This is a genomic window from Mesorhizobium sp. M0833, from assembly GCF_040319905.1.
GTDB lineage: Bacteria > Pseudomonadota > Alphaproteobacteria > Rhizobiales > Rhizobiaceae > Mesorhizobium.
This window is the reverse complement of the sequence record NZ_JAMYOQ010000002.1, coordinates 295,789-317,112: the sequence shown is the minus strand read 5'-3', so window position 1 is coordinate 317,112 and position 21,324 is coordinate 295,789. Positions and strand designations below refer to the sequence as shown.

The following is a 21,324-nucleotide window of genomic DNA, read 5'->3' as shown; positions in this document are numbered from 1 at the left end:
GTTGCGCGCAACAGCGGCCCCAGTTCATGGTTCCGTCAGTAACCGTCGCAATTTTCGGCGATCGCGGCTTGCGAACTGGCGCTGATCTGGTCGTTGGCGACCGCGAAAGTCTCCTGCATCAGCATGTCGTTGCTGGGAAAATCATAGCAGGCGATCACAGTGGTGACGCCGCCCTCCGTCTTCTCGATCCGGTGGCGGATTTCGGCCCCGGCGACGGCGCCCTGCCACTCGGCGATCGAGGCGATGAATTCCTGCTTGCTTTGCACGACGCCGAGGTCGTCGAGCTTGATGCGGACGTTGTCGGCGAGCAGGTCCGACAATTCGGTGCGGTCGGCGACCAGCAGTGCCGAATACCAGCGGTCTATGATCGCGCTATCGTCGGCGCCGGCAACATTTGCTGAGCACAGCAGTGCCGCCGCCGCGAACGCGAACCGAGCTCGCATCATGCCCCTCGTCTCCTACTCCGTCTCCGGCCGCTCGAAATCGCCTGTGTCCTTGTTCATCACCCAAAGCTCGCCGGTCGAAATATCGAACCAGGCACCGTGCAGCGACAGCCGCCCCTTGCCTTCGAGGATCGAAACACAAGGGAAGGTGCGCAGATTGGCTATGGAATAGCGGATCGAGATGCGCTCCAGCGCCGTCTGGCGCTCGGTCGCGGTCATGAAGGTGCTGGACGATACGGTCTCGGCCGCAGGCGCGATCAGGCTCATCCACTTGCCAATGAAATCGCCCGGCGACAAGGGTGCGGCCGTGGTGTCGAGTGCCGCGCGGATGCCGCCGCAGCGGCCGTGGCCCATCACCACGATGTTCTTGACCTTGAGGCTCTGCACGGCAAATTCGAGCGCCGCCGATGTCGAGTGGAACTGATCGTCGGGCGCATAGGGCGGCACCAGATTGCCGACATTGCGCAGCACGAACAACTCGCCGGGCCCGGCGTCGAAGATCGCTTCGGGCGCGGCCCGCGAATCGCAGCAGGCGACGATCATCGTTTCGGGTGCCTGGCCCTCCCGCGCCAGCGAGCGATAACGGCCGCTTTCGGTGAGATAGCGGCCGCTCATGAAACTGCGGTAGCCGGTGAGAAGATGCTCGGGAAGATGGGGCATGGGCAGCGGTGGGAGCCTTTCCGGGTTGAAGGCAGCTCGGGTCAATCCCGAAAGGCTCTAGCGCATCGGCCCGAAAATCGGAACCGATTTTCGGAAAGCACCGAGACGCAGGTTCAAAGCGTGGAGCCTACTCTGCCCCAAGTGGACGCACCTCGCTCCAGCCACGTCCCGACAGTCGAAGCAATTGAATCCGGCCAGCGTATTCCTAGACTATTCCGCGATCTCCAGCAGGGTCGATATCAGCAGCCGGCGCTCGTCGGCGGAAAGAATATCCGAACCGAACAGATTCATGCTGCGAAGTCCCTCGATGGCGAGATAGCAGATCAGCAGCGCCTTGAGGTTCGCCGTCTCCTCCTTCAGCCGTTCGAACACCTGCCGCCTGAACGATTTTATCGGCGTCAGGAAGTCGGGATCCTCGGCGATAGCCGAAAATATCCAGGATGCCGATGGCTTCGACTCCTCGGCATGCTCGGCCGAAAGCCTGATATAGGCGGCGAGCGGGCTCTCGCCGCTGCCGCTGTTCTTGCGGGCGGCCTCCAGCGCCTGTTGGAATGCGCTGAGATAATCCTCCACCAGCGCCTGCATCAATTTCGCCTTGGTCGGGAAATTGTAGAGAAGACCACCCTTCGACACGCCGGCACGGCTGGCAACAGCGTCCAGCGACAGGCTGCCAGGACCCGTCTCGCGCGCTACCGCGGCGGCAGCAGCGAGAATTTTTTCGCGCGAATTTGCTCTGCGGACCTTCATCAATCGTTCCCCATTCATTAGCTTAGGCGGAATTGACAAGACCGTCCAGACGGTACAGTAAGATCGCCATCATTTGAAATTGGGACCAGTCACAGGTATGTGTTCCGGTCATCCGACCGTTATGCTGGGCCATGGCCGAGGGAACTGTTCGTGATCAAGCGCTTCATCATCGCCTTCATTCTGCTCGTGCTGGTGTGCGGCGGCATCGTCGGCTTCAACCTGTTTCGCGACAATGCGATCAAACAGTTCTTCGCCACCATGAAGCCGCCGGCCGCGACCGTGTCGACAGTCATCGTCAAACCGATGTCCTGGACGCCCGGCATCGAGGCGATCGGCACTGTCAGTGCCGTGCGCGGCGTCGACCTGACGGTCGAAACTGCTGGCATCGTCAAGGACATCCTGTTCCATGCCAATCAGAAGGTCGCCGCCAACGCCGTCCTGCTGCAACTTGACGATGCCGTCGAGCGAGCCGACCTCGTCGCGTCGAAGGCGCAAGCCACCTCCGACCAGACGACGCTGATGCGCGCTCTCGAGCTGCAGAAGCGCGGGGTCGGCACCGATGCTACGCTCGACACGGCGCAGGCAGCAGCATCGGTCTCAGCCGCGCAGGTAAACAAGCTGCAAGCGGTGCTCGACCAAAAGCAGTTGACCGCCCCCTTCAAGGGTACTGTCGGTATCCCGAAAATCGACCTTGGCCAGTATCTCACACCCGGCACCGCCGTAGTGACCTTGCAGGACATGGATACGATGCGTGTCGATTTCACCGTGCCGGAGCAGCAGCTTCCGCAGCTGAAGATCGGACAGAGGGTGCGGTTGGGCGTCGGCGGCGGCGACATGCCGTTCACCGGCAGCATCCGCGGCATCGATCCGAAGATCGACCCGACCAGCCGGCTGGTGACGGTAAGGGCGGAGGTCGGCAATCCCGAAGGTAAGCTGACGCCGGGCCAGTTCGTCCAGGTGCGCGTCGAACTGCCCGAGGAGAACGACGTGCTGGCGCTGCCGCAGACGGCGCTGACCTCCAGCCTGTACGGCGACTTCGTCTTCGTGGTGCGCCCGGCCAAATCCGCCGAAGCCAACGGCGCGGCTCCCGAGGCAAAGCCGGAAGAAAAGCCGGCTGCAGATGCTGCCAAGCCGGCGGCCGAAGCACCCGCGGCAAAACCCGACGAAAAGCCGGCCGCTACCCCAGCCAAACCGGCAGCGGAAGCCAAGCCGGCAGCGGAAGAACAGAAGCCGCAGCTCGTGCTCGCCCAGGTGTTCGTCAAGCCAGGCCGCCACAACGCCGGCCTGGTCGAGATCCTGGAAGGCATCCAGCCCGGCGACGAAGTCGTTACGGCCGGCCAGAACCGGCTCTCCAACGGCATGTCCGTTGCCGTCGACAACACGATCGATCCGAGCAAGCCGGGGAACCAGCAGGCAGCCCAGCAATGAGCTTTTCCGACCTCTTCATCCGCCGCCCGGTTCTCTCGACCGTGCTTGCCTGCATGATCCTGCTTCTGGGTTTTCAGGGCATCTTCAACCTTTCGATTCGGCAGTATCCAGAGGTTGAAGAAACGGCCATCACCATCACCACGGCCTATCCCGGTGCCAGCGCCGACCTGATCCAGGGGTTCATTTCCGCGCCGATCGCGCGTGCCGTCGCTTCGACCGAAAACATCGATTATGTCACGTCGTCGAGCCGGCCGTCCTCCAGCACCGTGACGGTGCAGATGAAGCTCGGCTCCGACCCCGACGTCGCGCTGAACGAAGTCTTGTCGAAGGTTCAGAGTGTTCGCGGCGATCTGCCGGACGAAACCAAAGACCCGGTGATCGTCAAGGGCACTGGCCAGCAGTTCGCGATGATGTACATATCGATGCAGAATCCGAACATGACACCGGAACAGCTCACCGAATATATCGAGCGTGTCGTGCGGCCGCGTATCTCGACGGTCGAAGGTGTCGCCGACGTGCAGATTTTCGGCGCCGCCGAATATTCGATGCGTGTCTGGATCGACCCGATCAAACTGGCGGCGCGCGGCGTGACGGCGGCGGAAGTGCTGACCGCCATCAACGAATCGAATTTCCTCTCCGCGCCCGGCGATACCGAAAACGAATATGTGGCTTCCTCGATCACGGTTCGCTCGACCCTGCAGACGCCGGAGGCTTTCGCTGCCCTTCCGCTCCGCTCGAAAGACGGCAATGTGGTGAGGCTGCGCGACGTGGCCCGCGTCGAGCTCGCCGCGGCGAGCACCGACACCAGGGTCACGTTCAACGGCAAGCCCGGCATCTTTCTCGCCATCTTTCCGACGCCGGCCGCCAATCCACTGACCACCGCGGCGGCGATCCACAAGATTGTGCCGACGATCCAGGAGACGCTGCCGCTCGGCATGACGATCGAGATCGTCTACGACTCGACCGAGCAGATCAGCGCGTCGATCGAGGAGGTGTTCAAGACCATCGGCGAGGCGGTCGCCATCGTCATCGTCGTCATCCTGCTCTTCCTCGGCTCGTTCCGCTCGGTGCTGATGCCGATCGTGACCATTCCGCTGTCGCTGATCGGCGTCTGTTTCCTGCTGTTTTCTTTGGGTTATTCGATCAACCTTTTATCGTTGCTGGCCATGGTGCTGGCGATCGGACTGGTTGTTGACGATGCCATCGTGGTGGTGGAAAACATCCACCGCCACATGGAGGAAGACGGCTTGTCGCCGATGCAGGCGGCCTTCAACGGCATGCGGGAGATCTCGTCCGCCGTCGTCGCCATGACGATAACGCTGGCCGCGGTGTTCGCGCCGCTGGCCTTCACCGGCGGCCTGACAGGCGCACTGTTTCGCGAATTCGCGGTGACGCTTGCCGGCTCGGTGGTGCTTTCGGGTGTCGTCGCCCTAACCGTCACGCCGATGATGTCGGCACGCATCCTGAGGGCCGGGTCGCACAGCCGCTTCCAGCGCATTGTCGACAACACGTTCGGGCGCGTCGAACACGTCTACGAGCGGCTGGTCAGCGGCTCGCTGAAATATCGCCCGGTGACGCTGATGATCGTCATCGCACTGGTCGCCACGACCGGCTTCATGTTCACAAAGACCGCGAGCGAACTGGCGCCGGAAGAAGACCAGGGCTTCTTGCTGTCTATTGTGAACGCGCCGCGTTACGCGACGTCGGACTACACCGAGACCTATGTGAACCAGATTCTCGGGCTGGTGAATGATATCCCCGAAACCAGGGCACGGTTCTCCGCCGTCGCGTTCCAAGGCCCGACCAACAGCGCTTTCGTCGGCTTTGCGTTCAAGGACTGGGCCGAGCGCGCGCGCAGCTCGAAGGAACTTCAGGAAGACATCACTGCCCGCCTTGCCAAGGTGGCAGGCGTCGAGGCTTTCGTCTTCGCACCACCGACGCTGCCCGGCTCCGGCGGCGGCCTGCCAATCACGATGGTGGTGCGCTCGACCGGGGAGGCCTCCCAGGTGTACGAGGCCGCCGAGAATATCAAGAACAAGGCGCAGGCCTCCGGTCGCTTCCTCGCCGTGCAGAATTCCATGTCCTACGATGCGCCGCAAGTGACAGTGACGATCGACCGCGACCGCGCCGCGGCACTCAACCTGCCGATCGCCGAAATCGGCCGGACGCTGACCCTCTTGGTCGGTGGCGCCGAGGTGGCGCAATTCGACCGCGAATCCAACAGCTACGACATCATCCCGCAGGTGCCGCAGCAATTCCGCGACAATCCCGAAAAACTTGGGGAGTATTTCGTGCGCAGCGTCTCGGGTGAGATGGTGCCGCTCTCTGCGGTGGTGAAGATCTCGACCAACGCGTCGCCGGCGGCGATCGAGCAATTCAACCAGTTGAATTCCGCAACGATTTCCGCCTTGCCGCTGCCTGGCGTCACCACCGGCGACGGTTTGAAAGCGATCGAGGATATCGCCAAGGAGAGCCTGCCGGACACTTTCTTCATCGACTATACCGGTCAATCGCGGCAGGAGAAGGAACAGGGCTACACGATCATCATCGCCTTCGCGGCGGCAGTGCTCGTCATCTACCTGGTGCTGGCGGCGCAGTTCGAAAGCTTCCGCGATCCGTTGATCATCATGATGGCGGTGCCACTCTCGATCTTCGGCGCGATCGTGCCGCTTAATATCGGGCTCGGCACCCTCAACATCTACACCCAGGTCGGCTTGATCACCTTGATCGGCCTGATCACCAAGCACGGCATCCTTCTGGTCGAGTTCGCCAACCAGCAGCGTGAAATGCACGGCATGCGGCGGCGCGATGCGATCATCGCCTCGGCCAGGGTGCGGCTGCGGCCGATCCTGATGACGACGGCGGCGATGGCGCTAGGCGTGGTGCCGCTGATCATCTCCAGCGGCGCCGGTGCCGCGGCACGCTATTCGATGGGCCTGGTGATCTTCACCGGCATCCTGGTCGGAACCATGTTCACGCTGTTCGTGGTGCCGATGTTCTACACCTTTATCGCCAGCAAGGACCTGCCGCATCACGCCGAAAAGCCGGATCCGAAGCTGATGCCGGCGATGCCGGATTAGATTGTACTGATATTGTACAATAAAAGGCCGGATTTCCGGCCTTTTTGAGAGCGACGAGAGCAGCATCGCTCACTTGACGATGACGATGCTGGTGTTGGCCGGGCCGAAGACCTCGACGAGCTGGTAGAAATCGGCGGCGTTGTCCGGATGCAGACGCACGCAGCCATGCGAGGCCGGCTGGCCGAGGCGCTTGATGGCGCTTGTCGCATGTACGGCGTAGCCGCCGTTGAAGAACACCGAATGCGGCATCGGGGCGTTGTCGTATTTCTTCGAATACCAAATTTCATGCATGCGGGTCGGCTTGAACGAACCGGTCGGTGTGACGTGCGTCCTGTCGCCCGTCGAAACCTTCCAGGCGAATGTCGGCCGGCCGTCGACCAGAATTTCCATGGTCTGCTGCGATAGCGACACACGCGCGACGATCTTGTTGGCGGCGGCGTGGGCTGCGCCGTTGCCGGCACTGACAAGCAAGGCAGTACCGGTGATGACGGCGGCGGCGATGTTGATGAGCTTGGCGGAAATGGCAGTGTACATGATGTCTCCCCTATTCTGCCGGTCGGGGCCGGCCCAATTCATGACCGGCTTATCGGGGCGTCATGTTTCAAGCCGATTTCGCAAGATGCTCGTTTGTGTTTCGATTCTGTTTCCCCTGGTTAACAGAAAAGGTCCGTGCAAAGCAGCTTGCAGTTGCACGACGTCGTCATGACGGGTGGCGTGTTTGCCTAGGCGGATCGGCCAAACCGCGGCGCCAATACGCGATTGCCTTTCGTTTGATAGGAATTCACCTGACTCCGAAACCGAGCTGCAACAAAGCGCAGCGTCGGCGGCATGATCCGGATACAGCGAACAGGCAAAGTTGATCTAACAAAAACAGCGGGCAACGAACGATCGGAAGCCAACACTGTTTTCGCTACGGCCTGGATTGATCTGGACACTTTCCAGCCTGCGCGTCGACCGGCTCAAGCCCCTCTGGCGGGGGCGGCTTAGGGCCGTTGAGGATGCGCGGCGCCTCCGGCAACTTGCAGCCGAGAGGACCGAAGGCCCGCGCCGCAAAGGGGGGCTCCGCTGGCGGCGCGGGCGCTTCGGGGGGTCCCCTGAAGTGCCCGTAAATTCCAATTTTGAGGAACGAACAGGATGAAAACGAAATTCGCCGCTTCCGTGCTTTCCGCCCTGCTTTACGTCCAGGGGCTGCTCGGCATTGCCGGCCTCGCCACCGTGCTGCTGAAGGAACGTGCTCATGCCGGCGAGGTCAGTACGATCGGTGACATGCCGTCCGGCCCATCGCTTCTCGTGGTGCGCTGAAGAGCATCGGACCCCAAAGTGGAAACCGGTTTTGGGAAAACCCGATGTTCAAGACAAAAGGGTGGCTGTCCTGCATTCAATCGGCGAATTGCGTCGGCGGATCGAACCGGTAACCGGCACCCCGTATGGTGGTGATGGTTTCGGTATCGAGCTTGCGGCGCAGCCGCACGATGCGCGAATCGATCGACCGATCGAAGGCTTCGGCATTTTCGGCGGGCGCGGCGGCGATGATGTCGTCCCGCGTCAGCACCTTGCGCGGGCTGGCCAGGAACAGCCTGAGCAGCGCCACCTGCCCGGGGGACAGCTGTTCTTCCGTTCCCGAGCGGTGCATGACAATGGCCGATCGGAGATCGACGGTCGCGTTCTCCAGCACGATCAGTTCCCCGGCGCTCCTGCCGCGCCGAGCCAGAAGGCCGCCGACGCGAGCCGCAAGCTCCCTGACATTGAGCGGGCTTTCGACGACGTCGGCGGCGCCGAGTTCGAGCGCCAGAACCTTGTCGACCAGATCGGCCGGGCGGCAGATCAGGATGAAATCCGGTCCACCTTCGCCGCCATGTCGCCTGAGCAGGTCGCGCCCCTCCGCCTGGCTGACGCTGTCGCCGACAACCACGACATCGATACCCTTTTCCGAAAGCAGCGATTCGGCCTCCCACGGCTGTCGTGCCGCACGGACGTCATGACCGCGCCGCTCGAGATGATCGGCGAGATCGGTGGCAATTACTTCAGCGACGGAAACAAGCGCGATAACGGATCGTGCAGCCATGTTTTTCTACCCCGCATACGGCAACCCAAGAAGAGTGCTGGACATCATGTTTATACCCAATCTACTTTCCACTGAAAGCGGGAGCGAAAGCATCGTGCGTGCACGAATTGTCATCGTCGAGGACGAGCCCGACCTGAGGGACGCGGTCGCCGAGTATCTCGGCGCCAGCGGCTATGATGTGGCCACGGCCGAAAGTGCGGCGGCGGCGCGCGACCTCTTGGAAGTGCAGTCCTTCCATCTTGCCATTCTCGACATCGCCATGCCGGGCGAGGACGGCCTGTCGCTCGGGCGCTGGATGCGGTCGAAAATGCCGATCGGCATCATCTATGCGACGGCCGCCGGTACTGCGCTCGACCGCATCGTCGGACTGGAGCTCGGCGCTGACGACTACATCGTCAAGCCTTACGAATTGCGCGAAGTGCTGGCCAGGGTGCGCAGCGTGCTGCGCCGCGTTCCGGAGCCGACCGAGCCACAAAAGGCCAAGGCTGAAACATCCGGCGGCCGCCGGTCCGTGAGCTTTGGACCCTTTCACGCCGATCTCGACGGCAGGCTCGTCACCGGCGCCAACGGCGCGGTCATTGACATGGCCAAGAGCGAGTTCGACGTGCTGGAGGTGTTCCTGACGCGCGCCAACCGGCTGTTGACGCGGGCGGCGATCTCCGAGGCGATCGGTTTCGTCGAGGATCCGGAATCGTCCCGCGCCGTCGACATCCGCATCATGCGGCTGAGAAAGAAGATCGAGGCGGATCCGGCCAATCCGAAATTCCTGCGCACGGTGCGCGGCGAAGGCTATATCTTCTCGCTGCCAGTCGGTGAAAATAACTAAGGCGGCGGCTTGAGGAAGCCGCGGCCAGGAAATGACGGCTGATCATGACGGCTGAAACAACACGCGTGGACGTGCAGGGCGCCAGACAGGGCGCGGCGATGGTGGCCGTGCATGTGGTTCGCCGGCTGCGCGAAGCCGGTGACTGGCAGCGCGAGATGGAGGGTATCCTCCAAACGCTTTGCGAAGCCATGGATTGTCACCGCGGCATCCTGTTTCGCCTGCGCGAACTGCCCGGCCAGGGCTTCGCCCAGTCGGTCGCCGCTTATTGGATCGCCCCCCGGTTTGGCGGCGAGCTGGCGTCACCGACCGTTATCATGCAGTCGGTCGTCGATTCGGACCCATTGCTGGAACGGCTGGCGGAGGACGAGCGTCAAGGCAAGATCTTCGCCGGGCACACACGCGATCTCGAAGGCTTTCTGCGGACGGATTTCGAAAAGCAGAACATCAAGTCGTTCCTGTCGGTGTCGGTCTTTTCGCACGGTAATTTGTGGGGCACGCTGGCGATCAACGACTGCATCCACGAACGCGAATGGACCGACCAGGAAGAGGCGGCGCTGCACATGGTGGCACTCGCCATCGGCGATGCCATCGAACGGTCGCCGTCCGACGCGCATGCCAGCGACGTCATTCGCCGCACCATGCTGCAGGCCTCGCTCGACGCCATCATCGTCATCGACGAGACCGGCTCGATCATCGAATTCAATCCGGCCGCCGAGAAGATGTTCGGCTATCGGCGCAGCGACATCCTCGGCAAAGACCTGCTCGATACGGTCGTGCCGGAATATTATCGCAAGGGCTATGCGTCGGGCGCCGAATACATGTCGGGCCGCGGCGCGCCGATGGTCGGCCAACGGCTTGAAACGGTCACCCAGAATGCCGCCGGCGAGGTTTTTCCGATCGAGCTGACGGCAACCGAGATGCGCGTCGCCGATCGCCAGCTGATCTTCGGCTCCATCCGTGACCTGCGCGACAAGTTGCGGGCTGAGGAGGAAATCAATCGCCAGCGCGAAAAACTGCACCAGAACGAGAAGATGGCGGCGATGGGCTCGCTGCTCGCCGGCGTGTCGCACGAGCTCAACAATCCGCTGGCCGTGGTTGTCGCCCAGTCGACGCTGCTGCACGAATTCGCCGCCGATCCGCAGACCAAGGTGCGCGCCGAAAAAGTGCGCGCCGCTGCCGAGCGCTGCGGCCGTATCGTCAAGAGCTTCCTGTCGATGGTCCGCCTGCACCCGGCCGCACAGGCCGAAACCGACCTCAACCAGGTGATCCGCGCCGCACTCGAAGTGACCGCCTATGGCGCACGGTCGAGCGGCATCATCATCGACACCGATTTCGCCAGCGGCCCGCTGCTGGCCATGGCAGATGCCGACCACGTGACGCAGGTGGCCGCCAACTTCCTCATCAACAGCCAGCATGCCTTGGCCGGCGTTGCCGGCGACCGCCGGATCAAGGTCCGGACGTTTCGCAGCGACCGCGGCAATCCCGGATTCTCGGTCGAGGATAACGGACCAGGCGTGCCGGAAGCGATACGTTCACGCATATTCGAATCCTATTTCACCACCAAGCCGGTCGGTGTCGGTACCGGCATCGGTCTGTCGATCTCGAAATCGATCATCGAGCGGCACAATGGCAATATCTGGTTCGAGGAGGTTTCGCCGAGAGGTGTGCGTTTTGTCGTGCAGCTGCCGGCGATCGCGGCCGGCGCGGCCGCCGCCGGCGAAGCTCCGTCGCGGTCGAGCGGCTTGCGTCACGCGCTGATCATAGACGATGAGCCGGATGTCGCCGCGTCCCTGTCCGACATTCTGGAGTTGATGGGCATCAAGTCGCGGATCGTGCCGGCCTGGGTCTCGGCCGCCGCTACGCTGAGTGGCCATGTCCCGCCGGACATCGTGTTTTCCGATTTGCGCATGCCCGGCACCAGCGGCATAGCCGCCTATCGCGAGCTACTCGCCGAATTGCCGGGTCTGGCGCGGCGCTTCGTGCTTGTCACCGGCGATCTGATCGGCGCGAAAGGCGAGATCGAGGCGCTGCCGGCGCCGCAGCGGCCGCCAATCCTCGAAAAACCGTTCAGCACGCTGGATGTGCGCGGCGTGCTCTCGGCCATTGCCGAGCAGGCTGCTCTGGGCGGCTAGACTCCGCCATCTCTCCCGGAAGAAAAAAGAGCTCCCGGCCGACATTGCGGCGGGAGCCTGACTGGAGTGCTGGAGGGCGCTCGCAAAAAATCAAAAAACGTTCGGCATATCGGCCAGCGGGGCGGCGTTGGCGATCATGCGGACCGGCCGTGCCTTGCCCGACTGGGCGGCGATGACGCGCAGGCAGTCCAGGCTCTCGGCGCCCCAGGCCTGCCCCTTGCAGGCGAAATCGATCTCCGAAATCGGCAGGCGCGCCGTCTTGGTGCTGGTCGTCGCGCCATCGATGAGGTTGGCCGGCGGGTTCAGTGAGGCGAAGGCCGGACCGACGGTCGGCGTCAACGCCATGCCGGCAAATGCGGCGGACGCCAGCAGCATGAACATCGCCATTGGATGATCACTGGCGCGCTGGCGCAGCGCCAGCTTCGGGCGCCGGTCGTTACGTTGGGGACCCTGCTGGCGAAGGTCGGTATTGGTGACCTGGATTTTCGTACGCATCGTCGTCTCCTTCGGTCTTCTTCTTTTCTCTGTTGAAACGAACCTAATCGCACCTTGTAACCGGCCAACGATGATGGATTAACGATTGTGTAACCGGCATGAAACCAAGCCCGCGGCCATTCCTGGGCGAACCGATCAGGCGTAGCTGGCAGCACCGGTGGCATTCTCGTTTTCAGCTACCCACGGCACCAGATCCACGTCGCCTTTCCAGGCCCACGGAGCGTCGGGGTTCAACAAGTGTAAGGGGATTAACGTCCGGAATTCCCGGGATTTTCCTGGCTTCAATCGTTCGGACTCGGCTCTCAAATCCCGCTCGATTTCCCGTCAAAAATTCGCCCCATTTTCGCAAGCCATTGCATTTCAACGGGAAATATGCTTTTATTGAACGAGCATTCAATAAATAAAGAGCCTTTATGAACCCCCATCTGCGTGACGTGGCAATTCCCAACGATTGGGATCGGCGGGGGCTGCCGGGCTGGAGCTATCATTCCGACGCCTTGCTCGAACTCGAGAAAGAGCACGTCTTCCGCAATCATTGGCAGATCGCCGGCCATGTCTGCGACGTGCCGAACGCCGGCGACTATCTGACGATGGATGTGGTCGGCGAGCGGGCGCTGATCGTGCGCGGCAAGGATGGCGTTGTACGCGCCTTCAACAATATGTGCCGCCACCGCGGCAGTCGCGTTGTCGCCGACAGCCAGGGCACTTGCAAGAACGCGCTGGTCTGCCCTTTCCATGGCTGGGTCTACAATCTCGACGGCACACTGCGCGGTGCTGCCCGCCCGCGTTCCTTCCCCGACCTCGACCAGACCGAATTCGGCTTGATGCCGCTCGAGCTCGAAATCTGGATGGGCTTCATCTTCATCCGCTTCCGCAAGGGTGGGCCGCAGCCATCCGTGGCCGAGCTGTTGAAGCCGATCGAAGCCGAGATTGCTCATTATGGCGTAGTCGAGATGGTGCCGTCCCGGGGCATCTGGACCCAAAACACGCCGGTCAACTGGAAGTCGGTGCGCGACGTCGACAATGAAGGCTACCACGTCGCCATGGCACATCCGGCGCTGCAGGATCTTTACGGTGCGACCTATTTCGACGAGCCGTTCGTCAACGGCGTGTCGCGCTCGTTCGCCACTTACAATCCGCATGCCGGACGGCGCTGGAGCGTCGCGCAATATATCAAGCTCGCACCCGAGGCGAAGCACCTGCCGGAGCACCTGCGCAAGGCCTGGATCTACTACGGCATCTTCCCGAACAACGTGCTGTCGATCATGCCGGAATCGGTACAGTTCTATCAGGAATTCCCGCTGTCGACGGGTGAGACGCTGCTGCGCGGCGCCATCTACCGCTATCGCGACGAGACCAGGCAACAGGCGGCTGCTCGCTACCTGTCCTACCGCATCGATCGCGACACGCTGGCCGAGGACGTGCAGCTTTCGATATGGTCCAACGAATCCATGCTGTCCGAAGCCTTCGGAGGTTTTTACCTCTCCGATCTCGAATATGGCGTGCGCACCCACCACGACCATTTGCGTAAGCAAATTCCCGTGCTCGGATTGGAGACTGCGCCCGAGGAGAAGGATATGTGGGCACTCAACGAGGCGCTCAGATCACGCTCCTGACGCCCTGGTCCTCAGGCCCAAATGGCGACCGGAATGCCTAAACGATCGGCGAGCGGCGGATCCGGAAACGGCATTGCCTCGCCTCTGACGATGCGTCCGGCAACCACCATCATTGCCGCGGCGTCGAGGAAATCGTCGGCGGCCGCGCCGCGCGGCGGCGTCTGGTCGAGAAAATCCTCGCTATAGCCATGCTGGGCAAGCAGCGCCTTGCGTTCGGCCATGCCGGCCGGATTGATGTTGCCCCTGATCTTCTTGGGCAGGCGCATAGCGCGGTCGCCGTTCAGTTTGCAGCAAGGCAACTTCCGGATGCGATTCGAAGACGCGGCTGCGCAGTTCGGGCCGCGCGATCAGCAGCGAATCGATCTCGCGGATCTTGGCGAAGATGCCGAAGGCCTGGATCGAGACGCCGCGCGGCGGATCTGATGTCGTCCTGGCCACCTCGCTTGCCTTGCGATGTGCGGCGTACCAGGCATCGAGCGTGGTGAAAGCTTCGATCTCGGCGTAGAGCGCGGCGCGGGAGGGGATGGCAAAGACACTGGACTGCCGGGCCCCGAGCAGCGGCCGCACCAGCGCCTCCGGGCCGCGACCGCCTCTTTGCGAGAAATCGGGCAGGCCGATCGGCATGTCGACCGCCACGATCGCATTGACGGGCAGTCGGTCGAGCAACGCCGCGAAGCTTGGGAAAACGGCTGTAGACGGTGCCGCACCGGGATCGCGGCGGACGGATATCCAGCCAGCCTTGCAACCGTCGACGCCGACAAGCACAACGTCCTCGGGCGCATCGTCCTGCGGCACGGCGTTTTCGGCCTGCGTCACGCCCGGCGGTCCCGTTCCGGATGCAGGAGATGGCGAAGCTGCACCATCGCCATTGGGTGCGACAGGCTCTGGGCATCGGTCTCGAGCTGCAATTCGTCGCCGCCGCGCTTGGCGGTGCGCGCCAGGATCTCGTAGACCGCCGCGGTGGTCGATTGCAGAGCCTTGGCGGCCGGCTGGCCGGACAGGATCCGCGCCAGGTAGACGGCAGCCGTCAGGTCACCGAGCCCATTCGGCGGCTTGTCGATGAGCCGGTGTTCGGCAAGCAGCGCCTCCCTGCCTGTGAGCAGCAAATTGCCGGTGCCGCCGGCCATCATCGCCGGCGCCGAAGTGACCAGCATGGCCGGTGGGCCGGCCTGCAGGGCCGCAGCCATTGCCGATTTCAGGTCTGGCAGCGGCGCTCCGGCCATCCATTCCAGCTCATAGCGGTTGGGCGTGGCGATATCGGCGATCGGCATCAGCCGGTCGCGCATGGCGATAGCGGTCGGCTCAGGTACGTAGAGGCCGCCCGAATCGCCCATCACCGGGTCGCAGATATAGAGGGCTTCCGGTATCTTCGCCTTGACCGCGCCGACCAGCGAAGCAACGGCATCGGCCTGGCCAGCCTCGCCGAGATAGCCGGACAGCACGGCGCCGACCTCGCCCAGCCACGGCGCGCGCTCGAGGTCGGTCATCAGCGCCTTGAACTGGTCCAGCGGCGGCACGATGCGGGTGGCCCGGCCATGGCCCGGATGCCAGGGCAAAATGACGGTCGGCACCGCCCAAACCGGAAAGCCGAGCGTCTCCAGCGCAAAGACGGCGGCACGGTTGCCGACCGAGCCACGTGCGACATGGCTGGAGACGACGATGACCGCGCGCGGCGCGTCGGTTTTTTCGGCACTCATTGATTTTCCTAACTGCCCCTGGTGACGAAAAGCACGAGCCAGATCAACAGGCCGATGGCAATAAGCAAGCCCGCTGCCCGACCGATGCGGGTGCCCCAATATTCGATCGGATCCGACCGGTCGGCATCGGCCGCGGTGACGCGGTCGCGCGCGCCTTTAGTGGTTCGTGCAAGGAACGAGGTGCCGCCCGGGTCGGTCTCGCGCGCCACCCGTTCGATGATGCGGCGCGATTCCGCGTCGCTGTCGTGGCGTTTCGCCATGGTGATGTCCCGTTTTATGCCGAGCTTAACCCGTTCGCCTCGTCTGTCACAGGGCCCGACGGCGAATGGTAGAAAACCAGTAACACTTCTCGGCCGAAGTCATTTTCTTGCGCAAGGATTGTGCTAATGCTTCGCGTGCCAATGCTATCGAGGGGACCTTATCATGCTTGTCCAGCGCCTTTCTTCACCGCCAATCTTCCGTAATATAGCTGCGTTCCTGGTCATGGCCGTCATGCTGCCGCTGCTTGCCGGCTGCGGCTACAACACCATCCCGACGGCTGAGGAAAACGCCAAGGCAGCATGGAGCGAGGTGTTGAATCAATACCAGCGTCGCGCCGATCTCATCCCCAATCTTGTCAACACGGTCAAGGGCTACGCCGCGCACGAGAAGGACACGCTCGACGCCGTGGTCGAAGCGCGCGCCAAGGCGACGCAGGTGACCGTGACGCCGGAAACGCTGAACAATCCGGAAGCCTTCAAGAAATTCCAGGACAGCCAGGCCGGCCTGACCAGCGCGCTGTCGCGCCTGCTGGCAGTGGTGGAGAACTATCCCGATCTCAAGGCCAACCAGAACTTTCTGGCGCTGCAAGCACAACTCGAAGGCACCGAGAACCGCATCACGGTCGCCCGCCGCGACTATATCCAGGCAGTGAGAGAGTACAATCTGACGCTGAGGACTTTCCCGTCGGTGATCTGGGCGACCTTGTGGTTCCGCGGCAACCAGCCGTTTGCGAATTTCACCATCGAGGAGGACAAGATGCAGCCGCCGAAGGTCGATTTCGGCACCAACACCACGCAAGGCGGGTGAACGGCGCCTGTTGAGCCTGGGCCTGTTGGCCTTGTATTCCTTCGCGCCCCCCTCTGTCCTGCCGGACATCTCCCCACAGCGGGGGGTGGGAAGAAACGCCGCCCTGATTTTTCTTGGCTTCGTTCTAACCTTTCTCCTGCTCCCTCTCATCGTTCTCGCCGCCGAATTGCCGGCGCTGACCGGACGGGTCGTCGACAATGCCGGCATCATCGATGCCGCAACCGAGGCGGCGCTGACGCAGAAGCTTGCCGATTTCGAGACCAAAGGTTCGGACCAGATCGTCGTCGCGACCATCCCCAGCCTCGACGGCGAGGAGATCGAGCCTTACGCCAACCGGCTGTTCCGCGCCTGGAAACTGGGCCAGGCGAAGGAGAACAACGGCGTCCTGCTTCTGGTGGCGCCGAACGACCGCAAGATGCGCATCGAGGTCGGCTATGGGCTGGAAGGCACGCTGACCGACCTGCACACCAAGCTGATCATCGAAAACGACATGGTGCCGGCCTTCCGTGCCGGCGATTTCTCTGGCGGCATCAGCAAGGCCGTCGATGACATGATCATGGTGCTGGAAGGCAATCCCGAAGAGCTGGAAGCCCGCGGCGAACGCAACCAGCAGGCGCCGTTCAACAGCGACGACCTGTTCTTCACGATCTTCATAGCCATCTGGGCAATCATCTTTTTCGGCGGCCTCGCAGCCTCCATCCTGCCGCCGATCTTCGGCCAGAAGATCGGTCCCGGCCGCTATCGCTGGCTGGGCATGACCTTCGAGCCAAACCGGCGGTCGTCCGGCGGCTGGTCGGGAGGTTCCGGCGGGGGATGGTCGTCGGGTTCAAGCGGTGGCGGGTTTTCCGGCGGCGGCGGTTCGTCCGGTGGCGGCGGCTCGTCGGGAAGTTGGTGACGAGATGACAAGACACGCCATCAGCCCGGTGGAATTCGGCCGTTTCGTCAAAACGATCGGCACCGCGCTTATGGGCATGGCGGTGCTGCTGGTCGGCTTCGCGGCCATTGCCGCCGAATTGCCGGCGCTGACCGGACGGGTCGTCGACAATGCCGGCATCATCGATGCCGCAACCGAGGCCGCGCTGACGCAGAAGCTTGCCGATTTCGAGACCAAAGGTTCTGACCAGATCGTGGTTGCGACCATGCCCAGCCTCGACGGCGAGGAGATCGAGCCTTACGCAAACCGGCTGTTCCGCGCCTGGAAACTGGGCCAGGCGAAGGAGAACAACGGCGTCCTGCTTCTGGTGGCGCCGAACGACCGCAAGATGCGCATCGAGGTCGGCTATGGGCTGGAAGGCACGCTGACCGACCTGCACACCAAGCTGATCATCGAAAACGACATGGTGCCGGCCTTCCGTGCCGGCGATTTCTCTGGCGGCATCAGCAAGGCCGTCGACGACATGATCATGGTGCTGGAAGGCAATCCCGAAGAGCTGGAGGCGCGCGGCAAGCGCAATCCGGCGAATGACAATCCTGTCGATCCCATCTTCGTTCTGTTCATCGTCCTGTGGGCGACGATGTTCTTCGGCGGCCTGGCAATGGCATTCCTGCCGCCGATCTTCGGCACGAAGCTGTCGCCGGGCGTGTACAAGTGGCTGGGCATGACGTTCCGCTACGGCCGTGGGCCAGCTTCGTCATCCTCCGGTGGCGCTGGCTGGACGTCGGGGACCTCGTCCGGCAGTGGCTGGTCGTCCGGAAGTTCCGGCAGCGGTTGGTCGTCCGGAAGTTCCGGCGGCGGGTTTTCAGGCGGCGGCGGTTCGTCCGGCGGCGGCGGTTCTTCAGGAAGCTGGTGAGACCTCAATCATGGCAACACGACCGATCAGCCCCGAGGATCATGAGCGCATCGCCGATGCGATCCGCGCTGCCGAAGCAAAGACCGACGGCGAGATCTACTGCGTCGTGGCGCATGCCAGCGACGGCTATTTTTTCCCGGCCGCTTTCATGGCGATGCTCGGCATGCTCGTCGTCAGCCTCGCCGTCGGTTACGGGCTGGAAGCCTGGTGGCTGTCGATCCGCTTGCCGCATTTCGTCATCGCCGAGCTGCTGGCGCTTGCCAGTGTGCTCATCCTGTTGTGGGCATTGCCCGCATTGCGCATCCATTTGGTGCCGAGGCGTCTGCGCTACCAAGCCGCCCACGCCAATGCGATGAAGCAGTTCCTCGCCCGCAACGTCCACCGCACCACGGCGCGCACGGGCGTGCTGGTGTTCGTCTCGATCGCCGAGCGCTATGCCGAGGTGGTCGCCGACAGCGGCATCGATTCTCGTGTCGGCCAGCATGTCTGGGACAGTGTCGTCCGCGACCTTACGGCGCATGCCGGCGACGATCGGCTTGCCGACGGGTTCGTCAAGGCGATCGAAGCGGTCGGTGCGGTACTGGCCGAGCATTTTCCGGTCTCGAGCGGCGACAGCAACGAACTGGACGACCATCTGGTCGAGATTTGATCTCGCTAAAAGCGGTTTTCCAGCGTCTCAAGGACGCACTGTTCGGCTGTGTGAAAGCATCGCGGCGGCCGACCGGACTCTTGCAATCGGGCGCGGCGGGTTTATGGTTAACCAATCATGAATACGCTGAGCATCGACATCAGGAAAGCCGAACCACGCGATGCAGCCGCCATTGCCGACGTGCATCTCGAGGCCTGGCGCGGCGCCTATTCGGGCATCATCCCGCACCGTACACTGACATCGATGATCAACCGCCGCGGTGCCGATTGGTGGGCAAATGCCATTCGCCGGGCCGCCACCGTCCTGGTCGTCGAAATCGGCGGCAAAATTGCCGGATACGCGACGATCGGCAAGAACCGAGCACGTGAACTCAGGCAGCAGGGCGAGATCTACGAGCTTTACTTGCGGCCGGAGTATCAAGGCATCGGGCTCGGCAGCCGGCTGTTCGCAGCCGCACGGGCACGGCTGGCCGACCATGGCCTGAAAGGCATGGTGGTGTGGGCGCTGGAAGACAATCAGAACGCACTTGCCTTCTATGCCGGCGCCGGCGGACGCGATGTGGCCGAGGGCGTCGAGATCTTCGAGCAGAAGGCGCTGAAGAAGGTCGCTTTCGTCTGGGAATGACGGCCAGCGCATGATCCGGCCGGTTTCGGTTCGGACGATCCCCCCAGTACCATTCGCCGCATTGCACCATTCGCCATCGGCCGCTATCGATCTTCAATCGAGAGAGGGATAAAGCGATGCGGATCGAAGCGATTGCCAGCGGAAAGAACCCGCCCGAGGACGTCAACGTCATTATCGAGGTGCCGATCGGCGGCGAGCCGATCAAATACGAGATGGACAAGGAGGCCGGCACGCTGTTCGTCGACCGCTTCCTTCACACTTCGATGCGCTATCCCGGCAATTACGGTTTCGTACCACACACGTTATCGGGCGACGGCGACCCGATCGACGTGCTGGTCTGCAACACGCGCGCGCTGGTGCCAGGCTGCGTTATCAATGTGCGGCCGATCGGCGTGCTGGTGATGGAGGACAATGCCGGCCAGGACGAGAAGGTCATCGCGGTGCCTTCGCCCAAGCTGACCTTACGCTACGAGGACGTCCACGAATACACGCAATTGCCTGACATTACCCGCCAGCAAGTGCAGCATTTCTTCGAGCACTACAAGGATCTCGAACCCGGCAAATGGGTCAAGATCGAAGGCTGGTACGATGCGGCCTATGCCAAGAAGATGATCGTCGAGGCAATCGAGCGGGCCAAGCGCAAGTAATTATCGGGCGCAAATAATCAGTTGTCGACGCGGCCGAAAGCGGGCGCGTCGCCGATCACTACGCGCTTGTCCTTGCCGCAGGCGAAGGTGGGTGCCTTCTCGTCGGCAAGCTTGCGCGCCTGATCGTTGGCGGCGGGATTACCGGTGGCGAGCACAAGGCCGATCGTGCAGCCTTCGTGGGTGTCAGGCTGGGCAACCTTGGCGACGATCAACACTTCCGTCGACTTGTTCTCGCCCTCGGTATCGCTGATCGAGCGACGATGAATGGCGGCGAACGGAATGGTGGTTTTGCCGTTGGTTTCGATCCGCCACTCGACTTTAGGTCCAGCCGAGTTGAGGCCGGAAAAGCTTTCCCAGACCGTGGTCATATCGCCGGGTGGAAAGCCGTAGAACAGCGATTCCCGCGCGTCGTCGTAGGAAACCATCACCGGGTAGCCGCCATAACCCGAACAGGCGAGGTCGGCCCAGTCGCCGTCGCCTTCCTCCGCCTGGGCATAAGTCACGCAGTCCTTCTCCCAGACGAGATCGGTATAGACGCTGGATATGTCGCCAGCCCGGGCGGCATTGCAGAAGCCGGCGAAGGCAAGCGGGATCAAAAGAGCGCGCATGGCGGACAACTCCGTTCGGGCTGCCGCAGCGTACCGTCAAATCTAGCAGCAGCCTAGACGAACTCAGGCTGCTCACAGTGATCTGGTAAACGGTACGCTATTTCTTCAAGCTTGCCTCGATCAGAAGGTCGGCGTTGCGGGCGACCGACTGCGCCGGCCCGCCGACACCGAACAGCTGGCCGCTGATATAGGCGCCCTCGATCAGGAGCAGCAGCCCGTCCCCCAGCGTGTCGGCGTCGCCGGCGCCCATCTCTGCCGCCATGGCACGCAGGCGCCGGCGCAATTCCTGCTTGTTGGCCTCGCTCACGACGCGGGCCGGATGGCCATGTTCCGGATATTCGACCGCGGCATTGGTCATGCCGCAGCCGCGATAGTCGGGCTTCTGCGTACGCTTGCCGACACGCGTCAGGAAGGCGACGATCTGCGCGCGCGGATCGCCGGGATGGGCATTCACCGCCTCGTCGAAGCGCTCCCAAAATTCGAGGTCATAGTGCCGAAGATAGGATGCGGCCAGCTCATCCTTGGACGGAAAGCTGCGGTAAAGGCTGGGCTTGGTGACGCCGGCACGCCGCACGATCTCGTCGACCCCGATCGCCCTGATGCCTTGCCGGTAAAACAGGTCGCGCGCCACCTGGAGAATCCGTTCGGCGGCGCGAGGCGGCGATGCGTCATTCGCCTTGATCGTTGGTTCAATGCTTTTCATGTCTGGTGTACCGATTAGCTGGTTGACAATGTTACCGGTCGGTACG

At 62.6% G+C, this 21,324-nt stretch carries 22 protein-coding genes and 1 pseudogene; 12 read left to right on the top strand and 11 right to left on the bottom strand.

What is annotated here, in order from left to right:
• Window positions 1-35: 35 nt before the first annotated feature.
• The 3 genes from NKH98_RS03700 to NKH98_RS03690 form a co-directional block, all read right to left on the bottom strand.
• On the bottom strand, window positions 36-443 hold the full coding sequence (locus tag NKH98_RS03700; RefSeq protein ID WP_352896795.1) for a nuclear transport factor 2 family protein: 408 nt from the start codon (window positions 441-443) through the stop codon (window positions 36-38).
• Window positions 444-458: 15 nt separating this feature from the next.
• Window positions 459-1,103 (bottom strand): carbonic anhydrase, encoded by a 645-nt coding sequence (locus NKH98_RS03695; RefSeq protein WP_352480025.1) that lies wholly within the window; start codon window positions 1,101-1,103, stop codon window positions 459-461.
• Between the two features lie 210 nt (window positions 1,104-1,313).
• Window positions 1,314-1,850 carry a TetR/AcrR family transcriptional regulator gene (locus NKH98_RS03690; protein ID WP_352896707.1) on the bottom strand — a complete coding sequence of 179 codons (537 nt, stop codon included), beginning with the start codon at window positions 1,848-1,850 and terminating at the stop codon, window positions 1,314-1,316.
• A 150-nt stretch (window positions 1,851-2,000) separates the two neighbouring features.
• Between NKH98_RS03690 and NKH98_RS03685 the strand changes: the two genes are divergently transcribed.
• A complete protein-coding gene (locus tag NKH98_RS03685) occupies window positions 2,001-3,278 on the top strand; it encodes an efflux RND transporter periplasmic adaptor subunit (RefSeq protein WP_502894189.1) in 1,278 nt (425 codons plus the stop codon).
• The gene (locus NKH98_RS03680; RefSeq protein WP_352690248.1) at window positions 3,275-6,358 is read left to right on the top strand and encodes an efflux RND transporter permease subunit; all 3,084 of its coding nucleotides are present in this window, start codon (window positions 3,275-3,277) and stop codon (window positions 6,356-6,358) included. The genes NKH98_RS03685 and NKH98_RS03680 overlap by 4 nt, the downstream gene beginning before the upstream one ends.
• Before the next feature lie 69 nt (window positions 6,359-6,427).
• On the opposite strand, the gene NKH98_RS03675 is transcribed toward NKH98_RS03680, so the two are convergent.
• Entirely contained in the window at window positions 6,428-6,892 is a 465-nt protein-coding gene (locus tag NKH98_RS03675) for a L,D-transpeptidase (RefSeq protein ID WP_254817760.1), read from the bottom strand.
• 600 nt (window positions 6,893-7,492) lie between these two features.
• On the opposite strand from NKH98_RS03675, the gene NKH98_RS03670 reads away from it, so the two are divergent.
• Entirely contained in the window at window positions 7,493-7,660 is a 168-nt protein-coding gene (locus NKH98_RS03670) for a hypothetical protein (protein WP_352803450.1), read from the top strand.
• A gap of 76 nt (window positions 7,661-7,736) precedes the next feature.
• Here NKH98_RS03670 and NKH98_RS03665 read toward each other — a convergent pair whose 3' ends face one another.
• Window positions 7,737-8,423 (bottom strand): response regulator transcription factor, encoded by a 687-nt coding sequence (locus NKH98_RS03665; RefSeq protein WP_292663715.1) that lies wholly within the window; start codon window positions 8,421-8,423, stop codon window positions 7,737-7,739.
• Between the two features lie 46 nt (window positions 8,424-8,469).
• On the opposite strand from NKH98_RS03665, the gene NKH98_RS03660 reads away from it, so the two are divergent.
• Complete coding sequence (locus tag NKH98_RS03660; RefSeq protein ID WP_254817757.1) at window positions 8,470-9,249, top strand: response regulator; 780 nt, start codon at window positions 8,470-8,472, stop codon at window positions 9,247-9,249.
• 44 nt (window positions 9,250-9,293) lie between these two features.
• Window positions 9,294-11,381, top strand: coding sequence for a PAS domain S-box protein (locus tag NKH98_RS03655; protein WP_352896706.1), 2,088 nt, complete (start codon window positions 9,294-9,296; stop codon window positions 11,379-11,381).
• Window positions 11,382-11,471: 90 nt separating this feature from the next.
• Here the strand turns inward: NKH98_RS03655 and NKH98_RS03650 are convergent, their stop codons facing one another.
• Entirely contained in the window at window positions 11,472-11,876 is a 405-nt protein-coding gene (locus NKH98_RS03650) for a hypothetical protein (protein ID WP_352896705.1), read from the bottom strand.
• Between the two features lie 413 nt (window positions 11,877-12,289).
• Between NKH98_RS03650 and NKH98_RS03645 the strand changes: the two genes are divergently transcribed.
• Window positions 12,290-13,492 carry an aromatic ring-hydroxylating oxygenase subunit alpha gene (locus tag NKH98_RS03645; RefSeq protein ID WP_352803456.1) on the top strand — a complete coding sequence of 401 codons (1,203 nt, stop codon included), beginning with the start codon at window positions 12,290-12,292 and terminating at the stop codon, window positions 13,490-13,492.
• A gap of 11 nt (window positions 13,493-13,503) precedes the next feature.
• Here the strand turns inward: NKH98_RS03645 and NKH98_RS03640 are convergent.
• The 3 genes and pseudogenes from NKH98_RS03640 to NKH98_RS03630 form a co-directional block, all read right to left on the bottom strand.
• Window positions 13,504-14,287 (bottom strand): annotated as a pseudogene (locus tag NKH98_RS03640) (DUF429 domain-containing protein).
• 17 nt (window positions 14,288-14,304) lie between these two features.
• On the bottom strand, window positions 14,305-15,189 hold the full coding sequence (gene pdxY / locus NKH98_RS03635) for a pyridoxal kinase PdxY (RefSeq protein WP_352803460.1): 885 nt from the start codon (window positions 15,187-15,189) through the stop codon (window positions 14,305-14,307).
• 8 nt (window positions 15,190-15,197) lie between these two features.
• Window positions 15,198-15,449, bottom strand: a complete 252-nt coding sequence (locus tag NKH98_RS03630) for a hypothetical protein (protein WP_352801974.1) — start codon at window positions 15,447-15,449, stop codon at window positions 15,198-15,200.
• Between the two features lie 163 nt (window positions 15,450-15,612).
• Between NKH98_RS03630 and NKH98_RS03625 the strand changes: the two genes are divergently transcribed.
• From NKH98_RS03625 to ppa, 6 genes are all read left to right on the top strand, one after another.
• Entirely contained in the window at window positions 15,613-16,257 is a 645-nt protein-coding gene (locus NKH98_RS03625) for a LemA family protein (RefSeq protein ID WP_352803463.1), read from the top strand.
• 85 nt (window positions 16,258-16,342) lie between these two features.
• Window positions 16,343-17,152 (top strand): TPM domain-containing protein, encoded by an 810-nt coding sequence (locus NKH98_RS03620; RefSeq protein WP_352896702.1) that lies wholly within the window; start codon window positions 16,343-16,345, stop codon window positions 17,150-17,152.
• Between the two features lie 70 nt (window positions 17,153-17,222).
• Window positions 17,223-18,047: a TPM domain-containing protein gene (locus tag NKH98_RS03615; protein ID WP_502894193.1), complete on the top strand. Its 825-nt coding sequence runs from the start codon at window positions 17,223-17,225 to the stop codon at window positions 18,045-18,047.
• A 10-nt stretch (window positions 18,048-18,057) separates the two neighbouring features.
• The gene (locus tag NKH98_RS03610) at window positions 18,058-18,696 is read left to right on the top strand and encodes a TPM domain-containing protein (RefSeq protein WP_352803469.1); all 639 of its coding nucleotides are present in this window, start codon (window positions 18,058-18,060) and stop codon (window positions 18,694-18,696) included.
• Between the two features lie 117 nt (window positions 18,697-18,813).
• Entirely contained in the window at window positions 18,814-19,320 is a 507-nt protein-coding gene (locus NKH98_RS03605) for a GNAT family N-acetyltransferase (RefSeq protein WP_254817749.1), read from the top strand.
• 116 nt (window positions 19,321-19,436) lie between these two features.
• Window positions 19,437-19,967: an inorganic diphosphatase gene (gene ppa, locus NKH98_RS03600; protein ID WP_023721304.1), complete on the top strand. Its 531-nt coding sequence runs from the start codon at window positions 19,437-19,439 to the stop codon at window positions 19,965-19,967.
• A gap of 17 nt (window positions 19,968-19,984) precedes the next feature.
• Here ppa and NKH98_RS03595 read toward each other — a convergent pair whose 3' ends face one another.
• Together NKH98_RS03595 and NKH98_RS03590 are read right to left on the bottom strand one after the other, a co-directional pair.
• Window positions 19,985-20,575, bottom strand: a complete 591-nt coding sequence (locus NKH98_RS03595; RefSeq protein WP_254817748.1) for a hypothetical protein — start codon at window positions 20,573-20,575, stop codon at window positions 19,985-19,987.
• A gap of 97 nt (window positions 20,576-20,672) precedes the next feature.
• Window positions 20,673-21,278, bottom strand: coding sequence for a TetR/AcrR family transcriptional regulator (locus NKH98_RS03590; RefSeq protein ID WP_352479549.1), 606 nt, complete (start codon window positions 21,276-21,278; stop codon window positions 20,673-20,675).
• Window positions 21,279-21,324 lie beyond the last annotated feature (46 nt).